We start from the raw sequence: 18494 nt of genomic DNA on the forward strand, positions 1-18494 counted from the left end.
CGCCGGGGACGGGCGCTTAACGCTTGACAACAGCGGTACGGGCAACAAACCATCGTGACCGTTGGGAGAATTCGGGAAAATTTGAGCTCATCCGTTGCCTGCTCATGCGGATTGTCATAATGGCTCGTCCCCCGGACAAGGGGCCTTTGGCCTGTCTTCCGTCCACAATAAGAATCTTGGGAGTTCCTAAATGATCAAGAAAAGCAAGCTCAGCCTCGGCGCGGTCGTGACCGCTGCCCTCATGGCTCCGGCGGCTTATGCCGAAGAATTCATCACCATCGGCACCGGCGGTGTGACCGGCGTGTACTATCCCACCGGTGGCGCGATCTGCCGTCTGGTGAACAAGGGCCGCAAAGAACATGGCGTGCGTTGCTCGGTCGAATCGACGGGTGGATCGGTCTACAACATCAACACCATTCGCGAAGGCGAGCTGGAATTCGGTGTGGCCCAGTCCGACTGGCAGTACCATGCCTACAACGGCACCTCGAAATTCGAGGAAAACGGCCCGTTCGAAGAGCTGCGCGCCGTATTCTCTGTTCACCCCGAGCCGTTTACCGTGGTGGCCCGTGCCGATTCCGGCATCAAGAACTTCGAAGACCTGAAGGGCAAGCGCGTCAACATCGGCAACCCCGGTTCGGGTCAGCGCGGCACTATGGAAGTTCTGATGGAAGCCCTGGGCTGGACCACGGATGACTTCGAACTGGCAACCGAGCTGAAGGCCGCCGAACAGTCGGCCGCGCTGTGTGACAACCAAATCGATGCGATGGTCTACACCGTCGGCCACCCGTCCGGTTCGATCCAGGAAGCCACCACTGCGTGCGACTCGGTTCTGGTGAACGTCAGCGGCGAAGCCGTTGACAAGCTGGTTGCCGACAACTCGTTCTACCGTACGGCCACCATCCCCGGCGGCATGTATCGCGGTTCGGACGCTGACACCCAGACCTTCGGTGTCGGCGCGACCTTCGTGACTTCGGCAAACGTGTCTGACGATGCGGTGTACGCGGTTGTCAGCTCGGTCTTCGAGAACTTCGACGACTTCAAAAAGCTGCACCCGGCCTTCGCCAACCTCAAGCCTGAGGAAATGATCAAGGACGGTCTGTCGGCTCCGCTGCATCCGGGCGCCGAGAAGTACTACAAAGAAAAAGGCTGGATCCAGTAATCCACCTTCAAGTCCAGAAACGAGGCGCTGTTCGCGCCTCGTTTTCACCGGTGAGAGGCCGGTAATACCAAAACTGCGCCGGAAACCGGCCGTTGGACGGGGAGACATTTGATGAGCGCTGATCAACAGGGCAATCGTCCGTTATCCGAAGAAGAACTACAGGAACTGGTCGCATCCTCGGATGCGGGGGCGCGGGACCCGGCTGGCAATGTCGGCTTGTTCCTGGCGATCGTGGCCGCGATTTGGTCGATCTTTCAAGTCGTTCTGGCGTCACCGATTGCCAACTATGTGCTGCCCGGCAGCGTTGTGAACAACGCGCGTCAGTTTCATTTGGCCTTCGCGATGTTCCTGGCCTTCGCGGCTTATCCAGCGCTTAAATCCAGTCCGCGAAACTACATTCCGATCCAGGATTGGATCATGGGTGTACTGGGGGCCGGTGTCGCCCTTTACGGCTATTTCTTCTATGACAAGATCGTCAATGCGGGCGGTCTGGCGGATGATGTCGACAAGTGGATCGCCCTCGGTGGTTTGATCCTGCTGTTCGAAGCCGCGCGGCGCGCGCTTGGCCCCGCCATGGCGATCATTGCGACGATCTTCCTGGCCTATGTGTTCTTCGGCTCGTCCGAGTGGGTGCCCGAGGTGATCCGCTGGAAAGGCGCCAGCCTGAAAAAGGCGATGAGCCACATGTGGATCACGTCCGAGGGTGTGTTCGGTATCGCCTTGGGTGTTTCGACGAAATTCGTGTTCCTCTTCGTTCTGTTCGGCGCTTTGCTGGATAAGGCCGGGGCAGGGAATTACTTCATCAAGATGGCCTTCGGCGCGCTGGGTCACCTGCGCGGCGGTCCGGCCAAGGCCGCCGTTGTCGGCTCGGCCGCAACCGGCCTGATTTCGGGCTCGTCCATCGCCAACGTCGTCACCACCGGCACCTTCACCATCCCGCTGATGAAGCGCGTAGGCTTTACCAGCGAGCAGGCCGGCTCGGTCGAGGTTGCAAGTTCGGTCAACGGCCAGATCATGCCGCCCGTGATGGGCGCCGCCGCCTTCCTGATGGTTGAGTACGTGGGCATCTCGTATGTCGAGGTCATCACCCACGCCTTCCTGCCGGCGGCGATTTCCTACATCGCGCTGGTCTACATCGTCCATCTCGAGGCCGTGAAGCGGAACATGCCCACTCTGGGCGACCGCGACGTGCATCTGGCGCGCACGGTCGTGGGGATGCTGATGTTCTTCCTGGTGTTTGCGGGGCTCTGCTATGGTTCGCAGTTCCCGGTGGATGCCGTCACAAGCTGGGCGCCGTCCAGCGCTGGTCTGATCCTGAGCGTGGCGGTGTGCGCCGTCTATGTTGCTCTGCTGTACCTGGCGGCTCAGGTTCCCGACCTTGAGCCCGATGACCCGAACGCGACCGAAGTGAAGCTGCCGGTGATCTCCGAGATCTACAAGGCCGGCCTGCATTACCTGCTGCCGATCATCGTTCTGGTCTACTTCCTGATGATCGAACAGAAGTCGCCGGGTCTGTCGGCCTTCTGGGCAACCGCGCTGCTGTTCGTGATCCTGCTGACGCAGAAACCGCTCAAGGCGATTTTCCGGGGTCAAAGCGATCTGGCAAACTCCTTTGTCGATGGAGTTGCCGATCTGTGGCAGGGCCTGATCGACGGCGCGCGCAACATGATCGGCATTGCTCTGGCCACGGCCACGGCCGGTGTGATCGTCGGCACCGTGACCCTGACCGGCGTGGGGCAGGTGATGGCCGATCTGGTCGAGTTCCTGTCCGGCGGCAACCTGATCCTGATGCTGGTGATGGTCGGGCTGCTCAGCCTGATCCTCGGCATGGGGCTGCCGACCACGGCAAACTATATCGTCGTCAGCTCGTTGATGGCGGGCGTTGTGGTGGAACTGGGCGCGCAAAGCGGCCTGATCGTGCCGCTGATCGCGGTCCACCTGTTCGTGTTCTACTTCGGTATCATGGCCGACGTGACGCCTCCTGTGGGTCTGGCCAGCTTTGCTGCGGCCGCCGTTTCGGGAGGTGATGCGATCAAGACCGGCTTCACCGCCTTCTTCTACAGCCTGCGTACCGTGGCGCTGCCTTTCGTGTTCATCTTCAACACCGACCTGCTGCTGATCGATGTCACCTGGGTTGAGGGGATCATAGTGGCCATATTCGCCACGATTGCGATTCTCGTGTTCACGGCCGGCACGATGGGCTACTTCCTGACCCACAGCCGCATCTACGAAAGCGTTGCGCTGATCGCGATCGCTTTCGCGCTGTTCCGGCCGGATTATTTCATGGATCGCATCTCGCCCTCGCACCTCGAAGTTGAGCCGGCCGGATTCGTTCAGGCCATTGGTGACGCTGAACCCGGCACCGACGTGCGGGTCGTGGTCGGCGGGCCGGATTTCGACACCGGCAACATGACCGAGACCACGGTCGTCGTCACCGTGGGGGCCGAACCTGATGGTGCGGCGCGTGTTGATGCCATGGGCTTTTTGTTGATCGAGGAAGATGGCCTGGTGAAGATGGACGAACCTATGTTCGGCTCGCCCATCGCCGATGACCTGGCCAATTTCGACTATTACGCGGACGAGCCGGTGCGTATCGCATCCGCCGATCTGCCGGTCAGCCAGCCGCCAAAACAGTTGATCTATATCCCGGCCATGCTGCTGCTGGGGTTGATCGCCTTCCTGCAACGCGGCCGTGCCGCCAGACAAGAGGTGCCCGCATGACAAAGTCCGTCCTGTGCGCCGTTGATATCAGCAACGGCAATATCGATGCTCCTGTCCTGAAAATTGCCGCGAAACTGGCCGATCTCGACGGGGCGCAGCTGGACGTGGTGACCGTTCTGCCGGATTTCGGTGAAAGCTGGGTGTCCGGCTTTTTCCGGCCCGACTTCCACGACAAGGCGCAGCACGAAGCGCATGACAAGCTGGTTGAGCTGTGTGTCGATGCGGTCGGGTCGGAGCGCAACGCCACGATCCGCCATGTCGTTGCAACCGGCACGGCCTATCAGGAGATCCTGAAGACCGCCGAAAGCGCCGGCAGCGATTTGATCGTGATTGGTGCGCACAAGCCGGATTTCAAGGACTACCTGCTGGGGCCGAACGCGGCGCGAGTGGTGCGCCACTCGAACGTCTCGGTCTACGTGGTCCGCTAAGTCCCGCTAATACCCGGTCATCTCAAGGTAGCCGCGCCCGTTGTGGCTGCCTGACACGGTGACCGGTCCCTCCCAGTATTGAAAGCGCGTTCCCATCCAGGCTTGGGAGTTCTGAGCTCGGACGCGAATGTCCAGATCCTCGCCCGGGATGGACACGCGCCAATCTGTCGGAACATCGCGGTCCGCCACCCGGCTGGTTTCCAGTGGCGTGAAGATAACCGATCCGTCCGGCAGACTGCGGCTGGAACCGTCCGCGTTGATCCAGGTGGCCGAGGTATAGTCCCCACGTCCGCCGCGCAGGCGAAACGCCATCAACTTGTCGCCGTCCTCGAAACTGAGTGAGAACCAGTCCCACCCGGATTGATCGGCGGCCAAAGGCTGCGAAGACCACTCGCGGTCCAGCCATCCGCTCCCAGTGACCGCCACATCGCCGTCGGGCAGATGTAGCGTGCCTTGGACGGCGTAGCCCGGCTGGGAATAATAGTAGCTGGCCTGCCCATCAGCGGATTTCACGGAAAACCCATTCTCACCATGAAAAACCAGCGGCCCCGAAGCAGACAGGTTCAGGTCGTACCCGAAATCGGCTCCGTTTGCAGTCAGGGTCAGGGTCTGGAGCGTTGGTCCTGCCATGCGCCATTCGTCGATCCATGCTTCGAACGGGTCGGCTGTGACACCGGCCTGACCAATTCCACCACGAGACAGGCGCTCGGCAAAAAAGTGGCGTTCCGGAGTTGTCAGCGCGGCATGGCCCATCCAGATCTGTGGGCTTTGCCAGCTGGCGGTTTCAAATGGCTTCAAGGCAGAGCGAAACAGAGTCCACTGTATGCCGTAGTCCCGACCGTCCTCTCCGGTCAGGTTGGCCGTCAGGTACCACCATTCGATCCGATAGGATGGATGCGGGCCGTGGTCGGTGGGAAAATCGAACTGGTACTCTGGCTGTGGTACGTCAAACCCGTCGGCAGAACCGCCCAAACCGGCAAACCCCTGCGCCATTGCCGCAAGTGGCCAGAACAGTGCACACACAAGTAGTTTAGCGTTCATTGGCAAAGACCCTCAGCAAATCGGCCGGCGGCACCCGCCGAAGCCGCCAGGCAGGCAGCGCCGCGGCAAGGGCGGCGGCCACAAGTGTCCACAGCATGAGCTGCACCCATGACAACGGGAAAAGGTGCATGGGTAGCCGCCATCCGAACGCCTCGACATTGATGACAGCCAGCAGAATCCACGCCAGCGCCAGGCCCAGCGGCAAGGCGAGGCAGGCGGTAAGGAAAGCCAGAACCATGCTGCGCGCCAGTTCCAGTTTGGACAAATGCGACAGCGTCAGCCCCATTGCCCAGACCGGAGCGATCTGAGGCAGCCGCTGGGTCCAGAGCGTCAGCAAGCTGGTCAGAATGGCAAAGCCGGCCACGCCAAGCGTCAGGATGTTCAGCGCGGATGTCACGACAAATGTCTTTTCGAAGATCGCCATGGACTGTGCCTTCAGCGCGGCCTGCCGGATGATCGCGCCGGGGTCCAGATCAAACCTGTTCTGCAGATCCGCCGCCAGCTCATCTGAGCGCTCCGGAGCGATGCGAATACCAAACTGTCGGTTTTCGGCATTTGGCGCGATCCTGCCGAACAGGTCCATTGAGACGATCGCTTGCCCGGTCGGATTGCCGTAGTCGGAATAGACCCCAGCGATTGCCAGAGTGTGATCGGCGGTGAGCGCAATCGAATCCCCAGGCCACAGATCAGCACGGCGGGCAAGCTGTTCGTTTATCAGGATGGCGCCGTCGGACAGAACCTTGGTCCATACGTCCGGGGCCGCGGCGACAAGGGGCCAGTTGTCCCGGTAGGTCGCATGATCGACCACTCCGTACAGAAACAGCGGGCCTGTGGGATGATCCAGCTCCACATTGCGTATCGGCAGGACTGCGTCCACGCGCGGGGTCAGCCATGTCTCGATCTCGCGTCCTTGATCCGAGTCCTTTGCCGTGATGTACAGCTCGGCCATCAGGCGCTGGTCCAGCCAACCGACGAAGGTAAGCCGGAAGCTGGAAACCATGGTTCCGACACCGATATTGGCGGCCAGGGCCAGCAGCAGGGCCATCAGCGCAAGCGACAGGCCCGGCAGCTGGGCCTGCATGTCGGCCAGCACCCACTGCCGCACCGGGTCACGGACGCGCCCTGCACACAGGTGCAATATGCTGGACAAAACCAAAGGTAGCAAAAGGGCGCTGCCGGTCAGAATGCCTGCCATCAGAGCGAAACCAGCGACCAATCCGTCAAAGAGCAGAAAGATCACGACCCCGCCAAGAGCGAGCCCCACACCCGCCAGTCCGGTCACGACGGCTCGTGTGCTGCGTCCACGCCATGCCTGCAGGCCGGGGCCGGACAATATCGGCATTCGGCTCAGACGCCACAGGGCGTATCCGCTGGCCGCCAGGGTCCCTGCGATGGACATACCCAGCCCGGCCAGCACCCAACCGCCCCTCAGTTGCAACTGGCCATCCACCGGAGCCCCATAGAGCCCGCGCAGGGTTGCGGCGACATCGGGCAACAACGCTCCGGCCAGGAAAAAACCCAGCAGCAGGCCCATGGATCCACCGATCAAAGCCAGACCTACAAGTTCGGCCAGAATGATGCGGGAAAGCGTCCCCATCGGGACACCCATCGCACGCAGACTGCGCACCATTCCGCGGCGCTGCGCAAAGGCCAGCCCAACCGTTCCATGTACAATGAACAGCCCGACGGCGAAGGACAGCAGGCCGAACGCGGAAAGGTTCAGGTGGAAGCTGTCGGTCAGGCGAGCAGTGTCGACGCTGTTTCCGGGGGGCTGGCGATTCAGCTCTGGCGCAACCTGGGACAGGGGCGCAACTCCGCGAGGCTGATCTGGCAGGATGGCAAGTCGCGAAATCTCACCCGGTTTGTTCAGCAACGTCTCAGCCACGCCGATATCGGTCAGAACCACATTGGGGGGAAGCGCAGTGCTGGCGATCGCCGGTGGAAGATCGGGCCGATCCTCCAGCATCGGCACCAAGTCGGGTGGCGCCAGCAGTCGGCCGGGCGCGGTCAGCATGGCCGCCGGGTCGGGTGGGGCTTCTTCCTGTTCCAGTTGCGTTACCGCCGGAAGCGGGGGGTAGGAGACAAGGTCCACTCCGGTCAAAAGAACCGACCGGTCCCCAACCCTGTACCGACCTTCCAGAACGGCCGCGACCTGCCATCCGGCGCGACGCATATTTACGTATGTTTCCAATGGAATGTGGCCGGACGGATGCCGCAGCATCTCCATCTGCCCAAGCGCCAATTGTTGGTTGGCACGCGCATAGCTGGCACGGGCTTCGGCGTTGATGGCCTGGACCGCCGACCAAAGGCCTGTCGCAAGCGCGATTCCGATCAGCAGCGTGGCCAGTTGGATATGGTGCCAACGCCAATGCGACCAGAGGGCCTGGATCACGGTGCGCGTCATGCGATCCGCCCGTTTGCAAGGTGCGCCGTTCGGTCAAGCCGGGCTGCGATCACGGGCGAATGCGTCACCAACAGCAGGGCTGCCCCGGTATCCGCGACCAAGGACAGCATAAGGTCCAGAACCGCCGCGCTTGCAGTCTCGTCCAGGTTTCCCGTCGGCTCGTCCGCCAGCAGCAGCTTGGGCCGGACGGCAAGGGCCCGGCCAATCGCGACCCGCTGTTGCTGGCCGCCCGACAGATGTTCGGGATAGCGTTGGGTCAAATCGGCGAGACCGAGCGTCGCGGTCAGATGCGCGAGCCACTCGGGGTCAACGCGATTTGCCAGCCGGGCATGAAATGACAAGTTCTGCGCAACCGTCAGCGACGGGATAAGATTGAATTGCTGGAACACCAGGGACACGTCTTCGCGCCTTAACAAGGCGCGGCCGCGATCGTCCAGTCGCGACAACGCCGTGCCATCCAGAACGATCTCACCGCTGTCAAAACTGTCCAGCGCGCCGGCAAGGTTCAGCAACGTGCTTTTACCGCTGCCACTTTCGCCGGTGATGGCAAGCGTCTGACCGCGTTCCAGCGACAAGGATACGTCGTTCAGGACAGGCCGCCCGCGCGGGTAGGTTTTGTGGATATTCTGTATTTCCAACAACATGATCAGTTCCACTTGGTGCGCTCTACAATGTGCGGCGCGCCGATCCGCTGTCCAGCCTTCAAAAAGTTTCGGTTCTTTTCGTCGCATGACCGCCCGCTGTCCGGCCTTGTGCCTAGAGGGCAGAGCCGCCATTGTGCAGTTTCAGTTTCCGGGCCGATGCAGGGTATCACCATGACATTGTCGCAGCAGATCCTTTGGGGCAGCTTCTATCTGGGGCTGTGTTTCCTGATCGAGATCGGGCTGCTCACATGGTGCACCATCATGGTGCGCAAGGTGATCGACAGGTGGGAAGGGCAGGGAACCTTTCTGCCCACGGCAGGCCCGATCGCCTTGGCGCTGGCCGTCATCGTGGCGACGCACACGATCCAGGTGTGGATCTGGGCGATCGTCTGGGTGATGGGAGATGTCCTGCCGGACTGGAACTCGGCCCTGTACTTCTCGCTCGTGACCTTCACGACACTGGGCTATGGCGACATTGTATTGGGCGAGGGGTTGCGGATTTTCGGGGCCTTCGCCTCGGTCACCGGATTGTTGGCCTTCGGTCTTTCCACGGCATTCATGGTCGCGCTGATGACGCGCGTGTTCCAAGAACGATTCCTGACCTAGAGGATCGGCGAGAACAACCGCGCCAAAGGCGCGCCATAGCGGATATGCGGCGGTTGCTGGGCGAGGCTTCTGGTCATTTCGTAGCTGGCTTCGAAATCGGTCTTCAGCATGTCCTCGGTGGCAGCGGCTGCCCGGCTGTCGAAGAACAGCGCCATCGCTTCGAAATTCAGACGGAACGAGCGGTTGTCCAGGTTGGTGGTGCCAACTGCGGCCAACGTATCGTCCACCAGAATGACCTTTTGGTGCATGAACCCGTCGGTGTAGCGGAACACACGTACGCCGGAATCCCGGATTTCATCGAAATAGGCAAAGGCGGCCAACCAGGGCAGGCGGTGGTCGATCATGTCCGGCACCAGAATGCGGACATCGACGCCGCGCAGCGCGGCATGTTCCAGTGCCGTCATCACGTCGATATCCGGCACGAAATAGGGTGATGCGATCCACAGCCGCTCCTGTGCCGCAGCGATCGTGGAAAAGAACATCAACGACCCCGTTTCAGTCGCGTCGCCCGGTCCGGTGGCGACCAGCAGCGCGTTCATGTCCTGATCGGATTCCGATCCGGCCCAGTCCAGCACGTCAATCAGGTCTTCTCCGCGGGCCCAGTGCCAGTCCTCGGTGAAAATCAGCTGCAACTGACGAACGATATGGCCGGTCATCTTGATGTGGGTGTCCCGCCAGCGGCCAAAATACGGATCCTGCCCCAGGTATTCGACGCCCACATTGTGCCCGCCGATGAACCCGGTTTCGCCGTCGATGATCACGGTCTTGCGGTGGTTGCGGTAATTCAGCTGAAACCGGAACTTCGGCCCGCGCTGGTCCCGTGGATCAGCGACATCCACACCGGCCGAGCGCAGATCCTCCAGGTATGAGGACGGCAGGCCATAGCTGCCCACCGCGTCAGTCATGAACCGGACGCTGACCCCGCGTTTGGCCGCATCGATCAACCTGTCTTGCAGTTCCAGCCCCAGCGCGTCATCGCGCACGATGTAGAACTGAATGAGGACGTAGTTTTTGGCCGCATCGATCGCGCGGAAGATGGATTGGAACGTCGCCTGTCCGTCGATCAACAGTTCGGCCCCGTTGCCGCGGGACAGGGGCAGGTGAGCCAGCGCCTCAAACGGGCGCGGATTGACGGTCAGCGTCGCGGGATCGGGTTTTGAGTGATCGGCAAAGCTGCGGATCCCTTCGACCACGCGCTCACTTTCCTTGCGGGCGATCCGATACCCTTTGAACCGGTGATGTCCCAGAAACAGGTATAGCGGCACCGCCAGAAACGGTGCCGAAAGCAGAAACACCACCCATCCCACGGCACCCTGCGGGGTGCGCGCCGTCTGGGCGGCCCGTACTGCGAAAAACACCGCGACACAGTAGATGGCAAAGACGGACAGCGAGGCGATGAATGTCCACATGTGTGTGCCGACCTTTCCGCGCTTTAGTTCGAGCCGGTGAAAACCCGGGACCAGTCTTTGGCCATATCCACGATAACCCAGCCCATTTCAGGGCCTTTGTCCAGCCCGTCGACAAGCCGCCCGATGTGGCTGTCGCGATCATAGGCCCATTCCCGTTCGGCATCTGTGTGGTGGATCAGAACGCCCATCCGCGGCCCGTCGCCGGCGGTGGTCCATTCCAGCATGGCAAAATCACCGTCCGAGTTGCCGACCGCCAGGATCGGGCGTTTCCCGATCGTACGCTCGATGTTGATTGGCTTGCCCTCCTTGTCGTCGATGAACGCCAGCGCGGGCGCCTTCATGATCGTGGGAGTGCCGTCGACAAGTTCGTAGGTGCTGTCCGCATAGGTACCCAAGATCTGGTTGGGCGGTATCCCATAGGCGTCCTCGGCGAACACGCGCATGAAATGCAGGCCTCCACCCGAAACTATGTAGGTCGTGAATCCCTCGTCGCGCAGATACCTGAGCAGTTCGACCATGGGCTGGTACGTCATCTGGTCATAGGCCAGCCCCGTATCGGGATGGCGTTCCGTATGAAGCCATTCGGCGACGGAAGCCTGGAACGCATCGACGCTGAGCCCCGAATGCGTGGCGCTGACGACTTCGATCAAGGCATCTTCACCGCCCTTCAGAACGGTTTCGGCGTCGCCCTTGGCCGCGGCCTCCAAGGTCGGCGTGGTCAGGATCGAGGGATCGTCCTGCGCCATCTCGGCCAACTCATCCATGGCGTATATGAACTGGAAATAGACCGGCTGCTCGGCCCAGAGCGTTCCGTCATTGTCAAACACCGCCACCCTGTCTGCGGGGGTGACATAGTCGTCCGAGTTCGGCGTCGTCACCGTATCGACAAAGGCGATGATCCGTTCCTTGGCCGGACTGTCGGTCCAACTGGGCAGAGGGTCCGCCGCAAGGCCCGCAGGCAACGCGAAAACGGCGGCTGAGAAGATCAGGCGGAACATGAAATATCCTTTCGCATCAAAGAAATGAGGGTCGCCGATCAAGCCGGCGACCCTCGAGAGTAGAACCGACCTTTATCAGTTGTTGGTCGGCGTCAGCATCTTTTCCATCACCTGATCCAGGCTGAAGCTCGCCGCCTTCTGGCGCGGCGGGAACTCCTGGAAGGTTGCGAGGAAATTCGCCACGTATTGCTGCGCGGGCACCAGGAAATACACGCGGTCGATCATCCAGTCATAGTACGTGTTGGACGTGCGATATCCACGCTCATAGGGATCGCGGCGCAGGTTCACGATGATCGGAACGCGCAGTTCGGTCCACGGCTCCATCCAGGCGCGCAGGGTGGCCCAGGCCTTCTGCTCCAGGAAGATCAGCTTCCAGTCTCCGAAGCGAAGCGCCGTCATGTCGCCGTCATCCGAAAAATAGAAGATCTCCTTGCGCGGGCTCTCTGTGGTTTCACCCGTCAAGAGCGGCAGGATGTTGTAGCCGTCCAGATGCACCTTGTAGTCGCGACCCATCCCCGAGGACGAATAGCCTGCTTTCAGCTTGTCCTTGATCTCGGGATCTCCGGCCGCCGCCAGATAGGTCGGAAGCCAGTCCATGTGATGCACGATCTCGTTTGTGACCGAGCCGGGTTCGATCTTGCCGGGCCAACGCACCATCGAGGGCACGCGCCAGCCGCCTTCCCAGTTGGTGTTCTTTTCGCCCCAGAACGGTGTGGACGCAGCATCAGGCCATGTATTGTAGTGCGGTCCGTTGTCTGTCGAGTAATGGACGATCGTGTTGTCGGCGATGCCCAACTCGTCCAGCAGATCGAGCAACTGGCCCACATGCATGTCATGTTCGATCATGCCGGCCGAGTATTCGTCCATCACACGACCGGTCATGTCATTGGCCTGCTGGCGCATCTCGTCTTTGACGTGAGTGCGGAAGTGCATGCGCGTTCCGTTCCACCAGACATAGAAGGGCTGGCCTTGCTCGTGGGCCCGCTTGATAAAGTCGATCGCCGCAGCCACCGTTTCCTCATCCACGGTTTCCATCCGCTTCTTGGTCAGCGGTCCGGTATCTTCGATGGTTCCGTCGGCCTTGGACTTGATGACGCCACGGGGACCGAAGGCTTCGCGGAAAGTCCGGCCATCGGGCAGAACGGTGTCACCCGGATAGTCTTCGTTCTCGGGCTCCTCTTCCGCGTTCAGGTGATAGAGATTTCCGAAAAACTCGTCAAATCCGTGGTTTGTCGGAAGATGTTCATCTTTGTCTCCCAGGTGGTTCTTGCCGAATTGACCGGTGGCATAGCCGTGGTCCTTCAACAACCCAGCAATGGTCGGATCTTCGACCTGCATACCAAGATCGGCACCTGGCAGGCCAACCTTCGACAGCCCTGTGCGGAACACTGACTGACCCATGATGTAAGACGACCGCCCTGCGGTACAGGACTGCTCACCATAATAGTCGGTGAAGATCATACCTTCATTCGCGACCCGGTCGATATTGGGCGTACGGTATCCCATCATGCCTTTGGTATAGGCCGAGATGTTCGACTGACCGATGTCGTCGCCCCAGATGACCAGAATGTTGGGTTTCTGATCTTGCGCCCAGGCCGGCGCGGCCAGCGCGACAGAAACCGTAGCAACTGCCAATCGTCGCAGTCCTCTGCGCCATAGATGCGTTAAATTTCCCTGTGATGACATCTTTTTCTCCTTATGTGGTCAGGCAAAAACGGCCTTGCAGGAAAGTCAAAAAGGGGAAAATGCGTCCCCCGATCCGTCAATCATTCAACACGCCCTTCGCAGGTCAGGCGGTTCGGCAAAAAGGGGGAATCAAGACAAGCCCCTCTAGGCAATTGATAACTATCACAAAGACCAATCTAAAAATACTTATGTTTGAAGATAGCGCCCTGGGATTTGGCTCAGATTGGGTTGACGTAAGGTAAGTAATTGGCAGCCGCGTCAGGGATTGAGCTGAGGCAAAGCGGATTGAGAGTGGCCTAGGGGGCGGGCGATACGGTCAAGGCAATCTCGGACCTTGCTCCAGTTTTCCGCTTGCTGATCGCCGCCGCCATATCTGGACGCGCCGATTTCGGCCAGAGAAGCCTCGAATTCAGCAGTGTCTGGCGGGTCGGCCAGTCGCCGTTTCCAGACTTCCAACTTTTGATAAACACGGGCCAAGTCTTGTTGGCGCACAGCCTGCTTGAGTTCCGAAAAGGCATGCGCTGCCGAGGCCAGCCTGCGTTGCCTGGCCGCTGCCCAGCGTGCTTTGATAACCGGATGTAGCCTAAGAAACACAAGCCATAATATCGCGATCCCAATGATGAAATAGCCTGCCAGCCGCAGGACGGTTTCTCGGTCGGGAGGCCGCCAAGGCGGCGGCGCAAGAACGAGGTCGACAGGATCGGCGCGCGCAGTTTCGACCTTGTTGGTCTTGAGATTGAACCAATCGATCTCGACAGCCGGCAATTGAGTTTGTCCGCCGTCCTGGGCCACATAGGTCACCCGGTCGGTTCGTTGGCCGGACAGAACGCCCCGGTCTTCGGTTTCCGACAATCGGGGTTCATTGGGATAGGCTCGCAACAACGGGCCCTCGATCTCGGGTAACAAAGGCGGGATCATGATCGGGGTCGTTCCAGTGATTTTGGCCGTCAGGGTGCGGGTCAGCGCGTCGCCGGTTTGAAGGCTGGTATCGCCCTCAATCTCCTGGGTCAGCTCGAACCCGTGAGCGATTATCAGGGGATCCAATCCTTGGGCTGCGTCAGGAACCTCGACTGTCAGGCGAACGGCGGGCAGGGGAACCGAGACCTGAACGGGATCATTGGTTTCCGGATCCGCAAATGTCACCTGCACCTCGGCAGCGGCGAAATCATACGTGCCGGGAGCCAGCGGATACAGCCGATAGCTACGCTGAACCCCTGACCATGTTTCGCCCTCAACGCTCTCGCTGACCGGCCCAGAAGCGCGATCGGGCAGGCGTACCAGAAGGTTTTCCTGTTCAAGCGATGGAAAGACCGGCGGATCTGGCATGTAGGTCGGCACCAGCACCTTCAGGCGAACGATGGCGGGTTGGCCGACGATTGTCGGATCCTCAGGCACTTCGATCGTGACGCGGGGCTGGATGTCTGTTGCTTGCGCCAAAACCTGGACTGGGCATAGAAGCAGCATCAAGAGCGCCAGGTACCTCATTGGGACCTCTCCTGATTTTCAAGAACAAACCGGCTGCGCAGGAAGTCCTGCATGTCTGTGTCGATGGCGCTGATCCACTGGTCGGCAGACAGGGGCGCGGCGTCCCCGGTCTCGGCCTGTTGCGTGGTGTCCGCGCCCAGACCGGCTTCGTTGTCGAACACCACGTCATCAGCCCCGATGCCCGCTTCCTCGCCGGTATCGGATTGCTCGCGGGTGGATTCGACTTCGGCCAGAATGGCTTTGGCGACGGCCAGATTGTACGCGGCCTCCGGCCAATCCGGGCGGCGCTCAAGCGCGGTTTCAAAGGCTGCGATGGCCGGACGATACTCTCGATTTCGGATGCGGGCCATGCCTTCGGCAAACGCCGCTTCGGGCGTTGAAAGCTGAGCAAAGGTCTCGGAGGCTTCCGCATATTGCCCGGCCTTTAGCTGCGCATACCCTCGGTGATACGGATCCTGAAACAGGGTGCTGGCGGCGGCGTAGTCCCTTTGGTTCATGGCGATGTGGCCCTGCTGGTCCGGGGTCAGGAACCAGTCCCGCCAACCGTCTGCGCGCGCGCCGGTCGGCGGCAGAAACAGCAATGCCACAAATCCCCAGCGAATGACCCAGCCACGTCGGAACCACAGAAGCGCGATCAAGGCGACGGGCCAGGCCAAAATCCAGGCCCGGTCCTGCCAGTCGACGCGATCATCCTCGCCCAAGGCTGCAGAAAAACTGCGGGTGATCCCGCGGTTCAGCCGGGTGATGTCGCGGTCGTCGCCCGAGAAGGGAACGATCGTGGCGCTGCGCAGGCCGTCCAGTTGCGGAATCTGGCGGCCATCCGGAAGCATTGTCAGAAAAAACAACGGGGTATCAGATTGTCCCAATGCGGAAACCTGTTGCGGATCGATGTCGTCGAGTACGAAGAGAACCGCGCCTGTGCCCATCTGATCGCCAAGAATGTCCTGCGCCAGCGTCAGTGCGTCACCGGCGGCATCGCCCGAAACCGGCATGACCGCCGGGGTCAAGCCTTCCAGCAAGGGGCGCAGGATGTTGGCGTCTTCGGTTAGCGGCGCGACCCGGTGCGCGGATCCGGCATAGGCGATCAGGGCGGTGGGCGCGCCTGCGCGGGTGTTGATCAGATCGGTGATCTTCAACTTGGCACGGTCCAACCGTGACGGCGCAAGGTCCGCCTCCTCCATGCTGTCGGTGACCTTGAGCGCGATCACCAGCGGCGCGGTGTCCGCGATCAGAGGGTTTGGCGCCCGTGACCATGTCGGCCCTGCCACGGCAAGGGTGAGAAGACCGGCGGCGAGCGCGGCGAGGTCCAGCGGACCGACTCGCCTTTGATCTTCGGCCCCCAGACGCAGTGCCTGCGCCAGGTGGGGCGCGATGCCCGCAGGCAGGTCCGAGCTGCCCGATCTGCGCGGCCGGGTAAGCCACCAGGCGGTGGCAATCGGCAGCAAAAGCAGCAACCAGTAGGGGCGCAGGAAATGGAACTGGGCCAGAGCGTCGATCATGCCGCGCGCCTCCGACCCTGTGAAAGGTAAAAGCCCAGGGTACTGGCGAGGATGAGCAGCAGCGCCGCCGCCAGCGGATAATGCGCAAGGCTGACCCTCGGGCGATAACTTTGGGTTTCCACCACGCGGGGGTTCTGGGCGTCGATCTGTTGGTAGACCTCGGTCAGAGCGGCCTCATCATCGGCAAAGAAATACTGGCCTTGGGTTTTGTTGGCGATGTCCTTCAGCGCGTCCAGATCGACCCGGTCTTCGCCCGTGGCATCCGGGTCGCCGACGCCGATCGTGTAGATCACGACACCCTTGTCCGCGGCAATCGATGCGGCATTGACCGGCGTCATGCGGCTTGAGGTGTCGGCACCGTCCGACAGCACGATCATCAGGCGTTGGTCCACCTCGCTCGACTCGAAGGTTCGGATGCCCAGCCCGATCGCATCGCCCAGCGCCGTGTTCGGACCGGCCATGCCGACGGCGGTCTGGTCCAGAAAGCCGGTGAGGCTTTGCAAATCCTCGGTGAACGGGGCCTGAACGAAAGCGCGGGTGCCAAAGATGATCAGCGCCATCCGGTCGCCGTCGCGCGCGGCGATGAAGGCGCGCAGAACGTCCTTGACGGCCTCCAGCCGCTGCTTGGGCGTGCCATCTGCGGCCTTGAAATCGCGCTGGTCCATCGAACCCGAGATGTCCACGGCCAGCACCACGTCGCGGGCGGTTTTTTCGATGACGATCGGGTCGCCCAACCGTTCGGGCCGTGCCATTGCCAGAACCAGAAGCACCCAGATCAGGATCGCCAGACCGGTTTGCAGCCGCCTCCGTCTCAGGGTTACCGAGCCGGATTGCGGCTCGGCCCCGGCCGCCTGGGCGACGTGGCGAAAGAACGGGATGCGAATGGCATCGACCCGCTGCCGGTGCGGCGGAGCATAGAAATAGACCAGTGCCGGCAGCGGCAGCAGAAGAAACACCCAAGGCGCGGCGAAACTGAACATCAGACCGCCCCCTTGGACCGATGCGACTTGATCCAGTGCCGCGCCAGTTCGGTGGCATCCGGATCGGTGACCCCCTTGCGGTAGGGGGCGGCCGCCAGATTGCCGAGGGCAGAGGCGGAAAACCCGGACAGATCAGCGGTTTGGCCCAGAAAATTCGTCCAGTCGTCACCGGTCAAACTGGCCACCTGAGACCGGTGAAAGGCGGCAAGGGCGGCACGGCGCACGATCTCCGCGGCTTTGGCCGGGTCATTCTGACACCGGTCCAATTCCTTCAGCGCAAGCCGCCGATAGGCATTTGCCCGCCGGTGCCGCCAGATCGTAACGAGGATCAGACCAAGCACGAGCAACAGCGCCACCGCCAGAACAACCCAGCCCCAGGTCTGCGGCACCATGGAAATCGGAGCCGGCTCGGGCGCGGGTTCCAGCATGTCCAGAAGCTCGACCAGCGATTTGCCTTCGGTGTCCGGGGTCATAACCGCCCCCCTTGATGGCCGAACAGCCTCAGGATCTGGGCCAATGCGGGCTCGGCGGTGGTCAGCGGGACGATGGGAAACCCGTATCGGCGCGACCAGGATTGCAGCTGCGCCAGTCTTTGCTCCATCGCTTGGGTCACGCGGTCCGACATTTGGCGGTCTGACGCATCCAGTTCGATCTGCTGGTCGCCGTCCGAGACCGTCAGCCGCAGCTCGGGCGGCATATGGCGCGAGATTGGGTCGGAGATGTCGAACAGGATCAGGTCATTGGAATGGGCCAGGCGGCGCAGCAGCCGTTCGGACCCGTCGGTCAGGCCGTCAAAATCCGAGAATACACAGACCAAGGCATTGGTATGTGCGATGCGCGCAGCCTGTTGCAGCACCTGGTTCAGCGTGACCGAGGCTTGTGGGCGCAGCCCGGCATCCAGGCTGCAATTGAGCGCACCGAGCGAGGACAGAAACCGCCGCAAGGCCGCTGGGCGGCGCTGTGGCCGATGTTCGGCCAGGTCGGTATCGCCGAACACGATACCGCCGACGCGGTCGCCTTGCGCCAGAACCCGATGAGCAGCGATGGCCGCGGCCTCGGCTGCCACTACCGATTTCATGTAGACTTGTGTGCCGAAGAACATCGAAACCCGCTGATCCACCAGCAGCAGCGCCGGGCGGTCACGCTCTTCGGTATAGACGCGCACATGCGGCTCGCCCGTTCGGGCCGTCACTTTCCAGTCGATCGTGCGGATGTCGTCGCCGGGCAGATAGGTGCGCAGTTCCTCGAAATTCAGGCCGCGCCCGCGCAGGCGCGAGGCATGGCGGCCGTTCAGCACCGAACGGGCAGGCTGTCGCGGCAAAAGGCTGAGTGCGCCGCTGCGTCCGCCGAGGCTCAGCAGGTGGCGGGCATCGACGTGGATGCGTGGGTCGCGGGATGTCGCTGCGGTCGGGGACACGCGGCTCTCCTTTGTTG

The 18494-nt window shown here is 61.4% G+C and carries 15 protein-coding genes; 4 read left to right on the forward strand and 11 right to left on the reverse strand.

The window, feature by feature from the left end:
- Positions 1–190 precede the first annotated feature (190 nt).
- From ACR0FC_RS04400 to ACR0FC_RS04410, 3 genes are all read left to right on the forward strand, one after another.
- Positions 191–1159: a TAXI family TRAP transporter solute-binding subunit gene (locus ACR0FC_RS04400; RefSeq protein ID WP_170338481.1), complete on the forward strand. Its 969-nt coding sequence runs from the start codon at positions 191–193 to the stop codon at positions 1157–1159.
- 111 nt (positions 1160–1270) lie between these two features.
- Positions 1271–3880, forward strand: a complete 2610-nt coding sequence (locus tag ACR0FC_RS04405; protein ID WP_170338482.1) for a TRAP transporter permease — start codon at positions 1271–1273, stop codon at positions 3878–3880.
- Positions 3877–4308: a universal stress protein gene (locus ACR0FC_RS04410; RefSeq protein WP_170338483.1), complete on the forward strand. Its 432-nt coding sequence runs from the start codon at positions 3877–3879 to the stop codon at positions 4306–4308. The genes ACR0FC_RS04405 and ACR0FC_RS04410 overlap by 4 nt, the downstream gene beginning before the upstream one ends.
- A gap of 6 nt (positions 4309–4314) precedes the next feature.
- On the opposite strand, the gene ACR0FC_RS04415 is transcribed toward ACR0FC_RS04410, so the two are convergent.
- Genes ACR0FC_RS04415 through ACR0FC_RS04425 form a run of 3 tightly spaced genes read right to left on the reverse strand, consistent with a single transcriptional unit; the run spans position 4315 to position 8397 of the window.
- Entirely contained in the window at positions 4315–5349 is a 1035-nt protein-coding gene (locus ACR0FC_RS04415) for a lipocalin-like domain-containing protein (protein ID WP_170338485.1), read from the reverse strand.
- Entirely contained in the window at positions 5339–7753 is a 2415-nt protein-coding gene (locus ACR0FC_RS04420) for an ABC transporter permease (protein ID WP_170338486.1), read from the reverse strand. Before ACR0FC_RS04420 ends, ACR0FC_RS04415 begins: the two co-directional genes overlap by 11 nt.
- Entirely contained in the window at positions 7750–8397 is a 648-nt protein-coding gene (locus ACR0FC_RS04425) for an ABC transporter ATP-binding protein (protein WP_170338488.1), read from the reverse strand. Before ACR0FC_RS04425 ends, ACR0FC_RS04420 begins: the two co-directional genes overlap by 4 nt.
- A 171-nt stretch (positions 8398–8568) precedes the next feature.
- Here ACR0FC_RS04425 and ACR0FC_RS04430 point away from each other — a divergent pair, with 171 nt between their 5' ends.
- Positions 8569–9003: an ion channel gene (locus tag ACR0FC_RS04430; protein WP_170338490.1), complete on the forward strand. Its 435-nt coding sequence runs from the start codon at positions 8569–8571 to the stop codon at positions 9001–9003.
- On the opposite strand, the gene cls is transcribed toward ACR0FC_RS04430, so the two are convergent.
- The 8 genes from cls to ACR0FC_RS04470 form a co-directional block, all read right to left on the reverse strand.
- Complete coding sequence (gene cls / locus ACR0FC_RS04435) at positions 9000–10412, reverse strand: cardiolipin synthase (protein WP_170338491.1); 1413 nt, start codon at positions 10410–10412, stop codon at positions 9000–9002. The two genes, ACR0FC_RS04430 and cls, sit on opposite strands and share 4 nt — an antisense overlap.
- A gap of 23 nt (positions 10413–10435) precedes the next feature.
- Positions 10436–11410, reverse strand: a complete 975-nt coding sequence (locus ACR0FC_RS04440) for an HAD family hydrolase (protein WP_170338493.1) — start codon at positions 11408–11410, stop codon at positions 10436–10438.
- A 75-nt stretch (positions 11411–11485) separates the two neighbouring features.
- Positions 11486–13096, reverse strand: a complete 1611-nt coding sequence (locus tag ACR0FC_RS04445) for an arylsulfatase (RefSeq protein ID WP_093962145.1) — start codon at positions 13094–13096, stop codon at positions 11486–11488.
- A gap of 258 nt (positions 13097–13354) precedes the next feature.
- The gene (locus ACR0FC_RS04450) at positions 13355–14581 is read right to left on the reverse strand and encodes a BatD family protein (RefSeq protein WP_170338495.1); all 1227 of its coding nucleotides are present in this window, start codon (positions 14579–14581) and stop codon (positions 13355–13357) included.
- Positions 14578–16080 (reverse strand): vWA domain-containing protein, encoded by a 1503-nt coding sequence (locus tag ACR0FC_RS04455; RefSeq protein ID WP_170338497.1) that lies wholly within the window; start codon positions 16078–16080, stop codon positions 14578–14580. The genes ACR0FC_RS04450 and ACR0FC_RS04455 overlap by 4 nt, the downstream gene beginning before the upstream one ends.
- Entirely contained in the window at positions 16077–17060 is a 984-nt protein-coding gene (locus ACR0FC_RS04460) for a vWA domain-containing protein (protein ID WP_170338499.1), read from the reverse strand. Before ACR0FC_RS04460 ends, ACR0FC_RS04455 begins: the two co-directional genes overlap by 4 nt.
- A complete protein-coding gene (locus tag ACR0FC_RS04465) occupies positions 17060–17533 on the reverse strand; it encodes a DUF4381 domain-containing protein (RefSeq protein WP_170338501.1) in 474 nt (157 codons plus the stop codon). Before ACR0FC_RS04465 ends, ACR0FC_RS04460 begins: the two co-directional genes overlap by 1 nt.
- Positions 17530–18477 (reverse strand): DUF58 domain-containing protein, encoded by a 948-nt coding sequence (locus tag ACR0FC_RS04470; RefSeq protein ID WP_170338503.1) that lies wholly within the window; start codon positions 18475–18477, stop codon positions 17530–17532. The genes ACR0FC_RS04465 and ACR0FC_RS04470 overlap by 4 nt, the downstream gene beginning before the upstream one ends.
- Between the last annotated feature and the right edge of the window lie 17 nt (positions 18478–18494).

Source organism: Ruegeria sp. BB9, assembly GCF_056539345.1.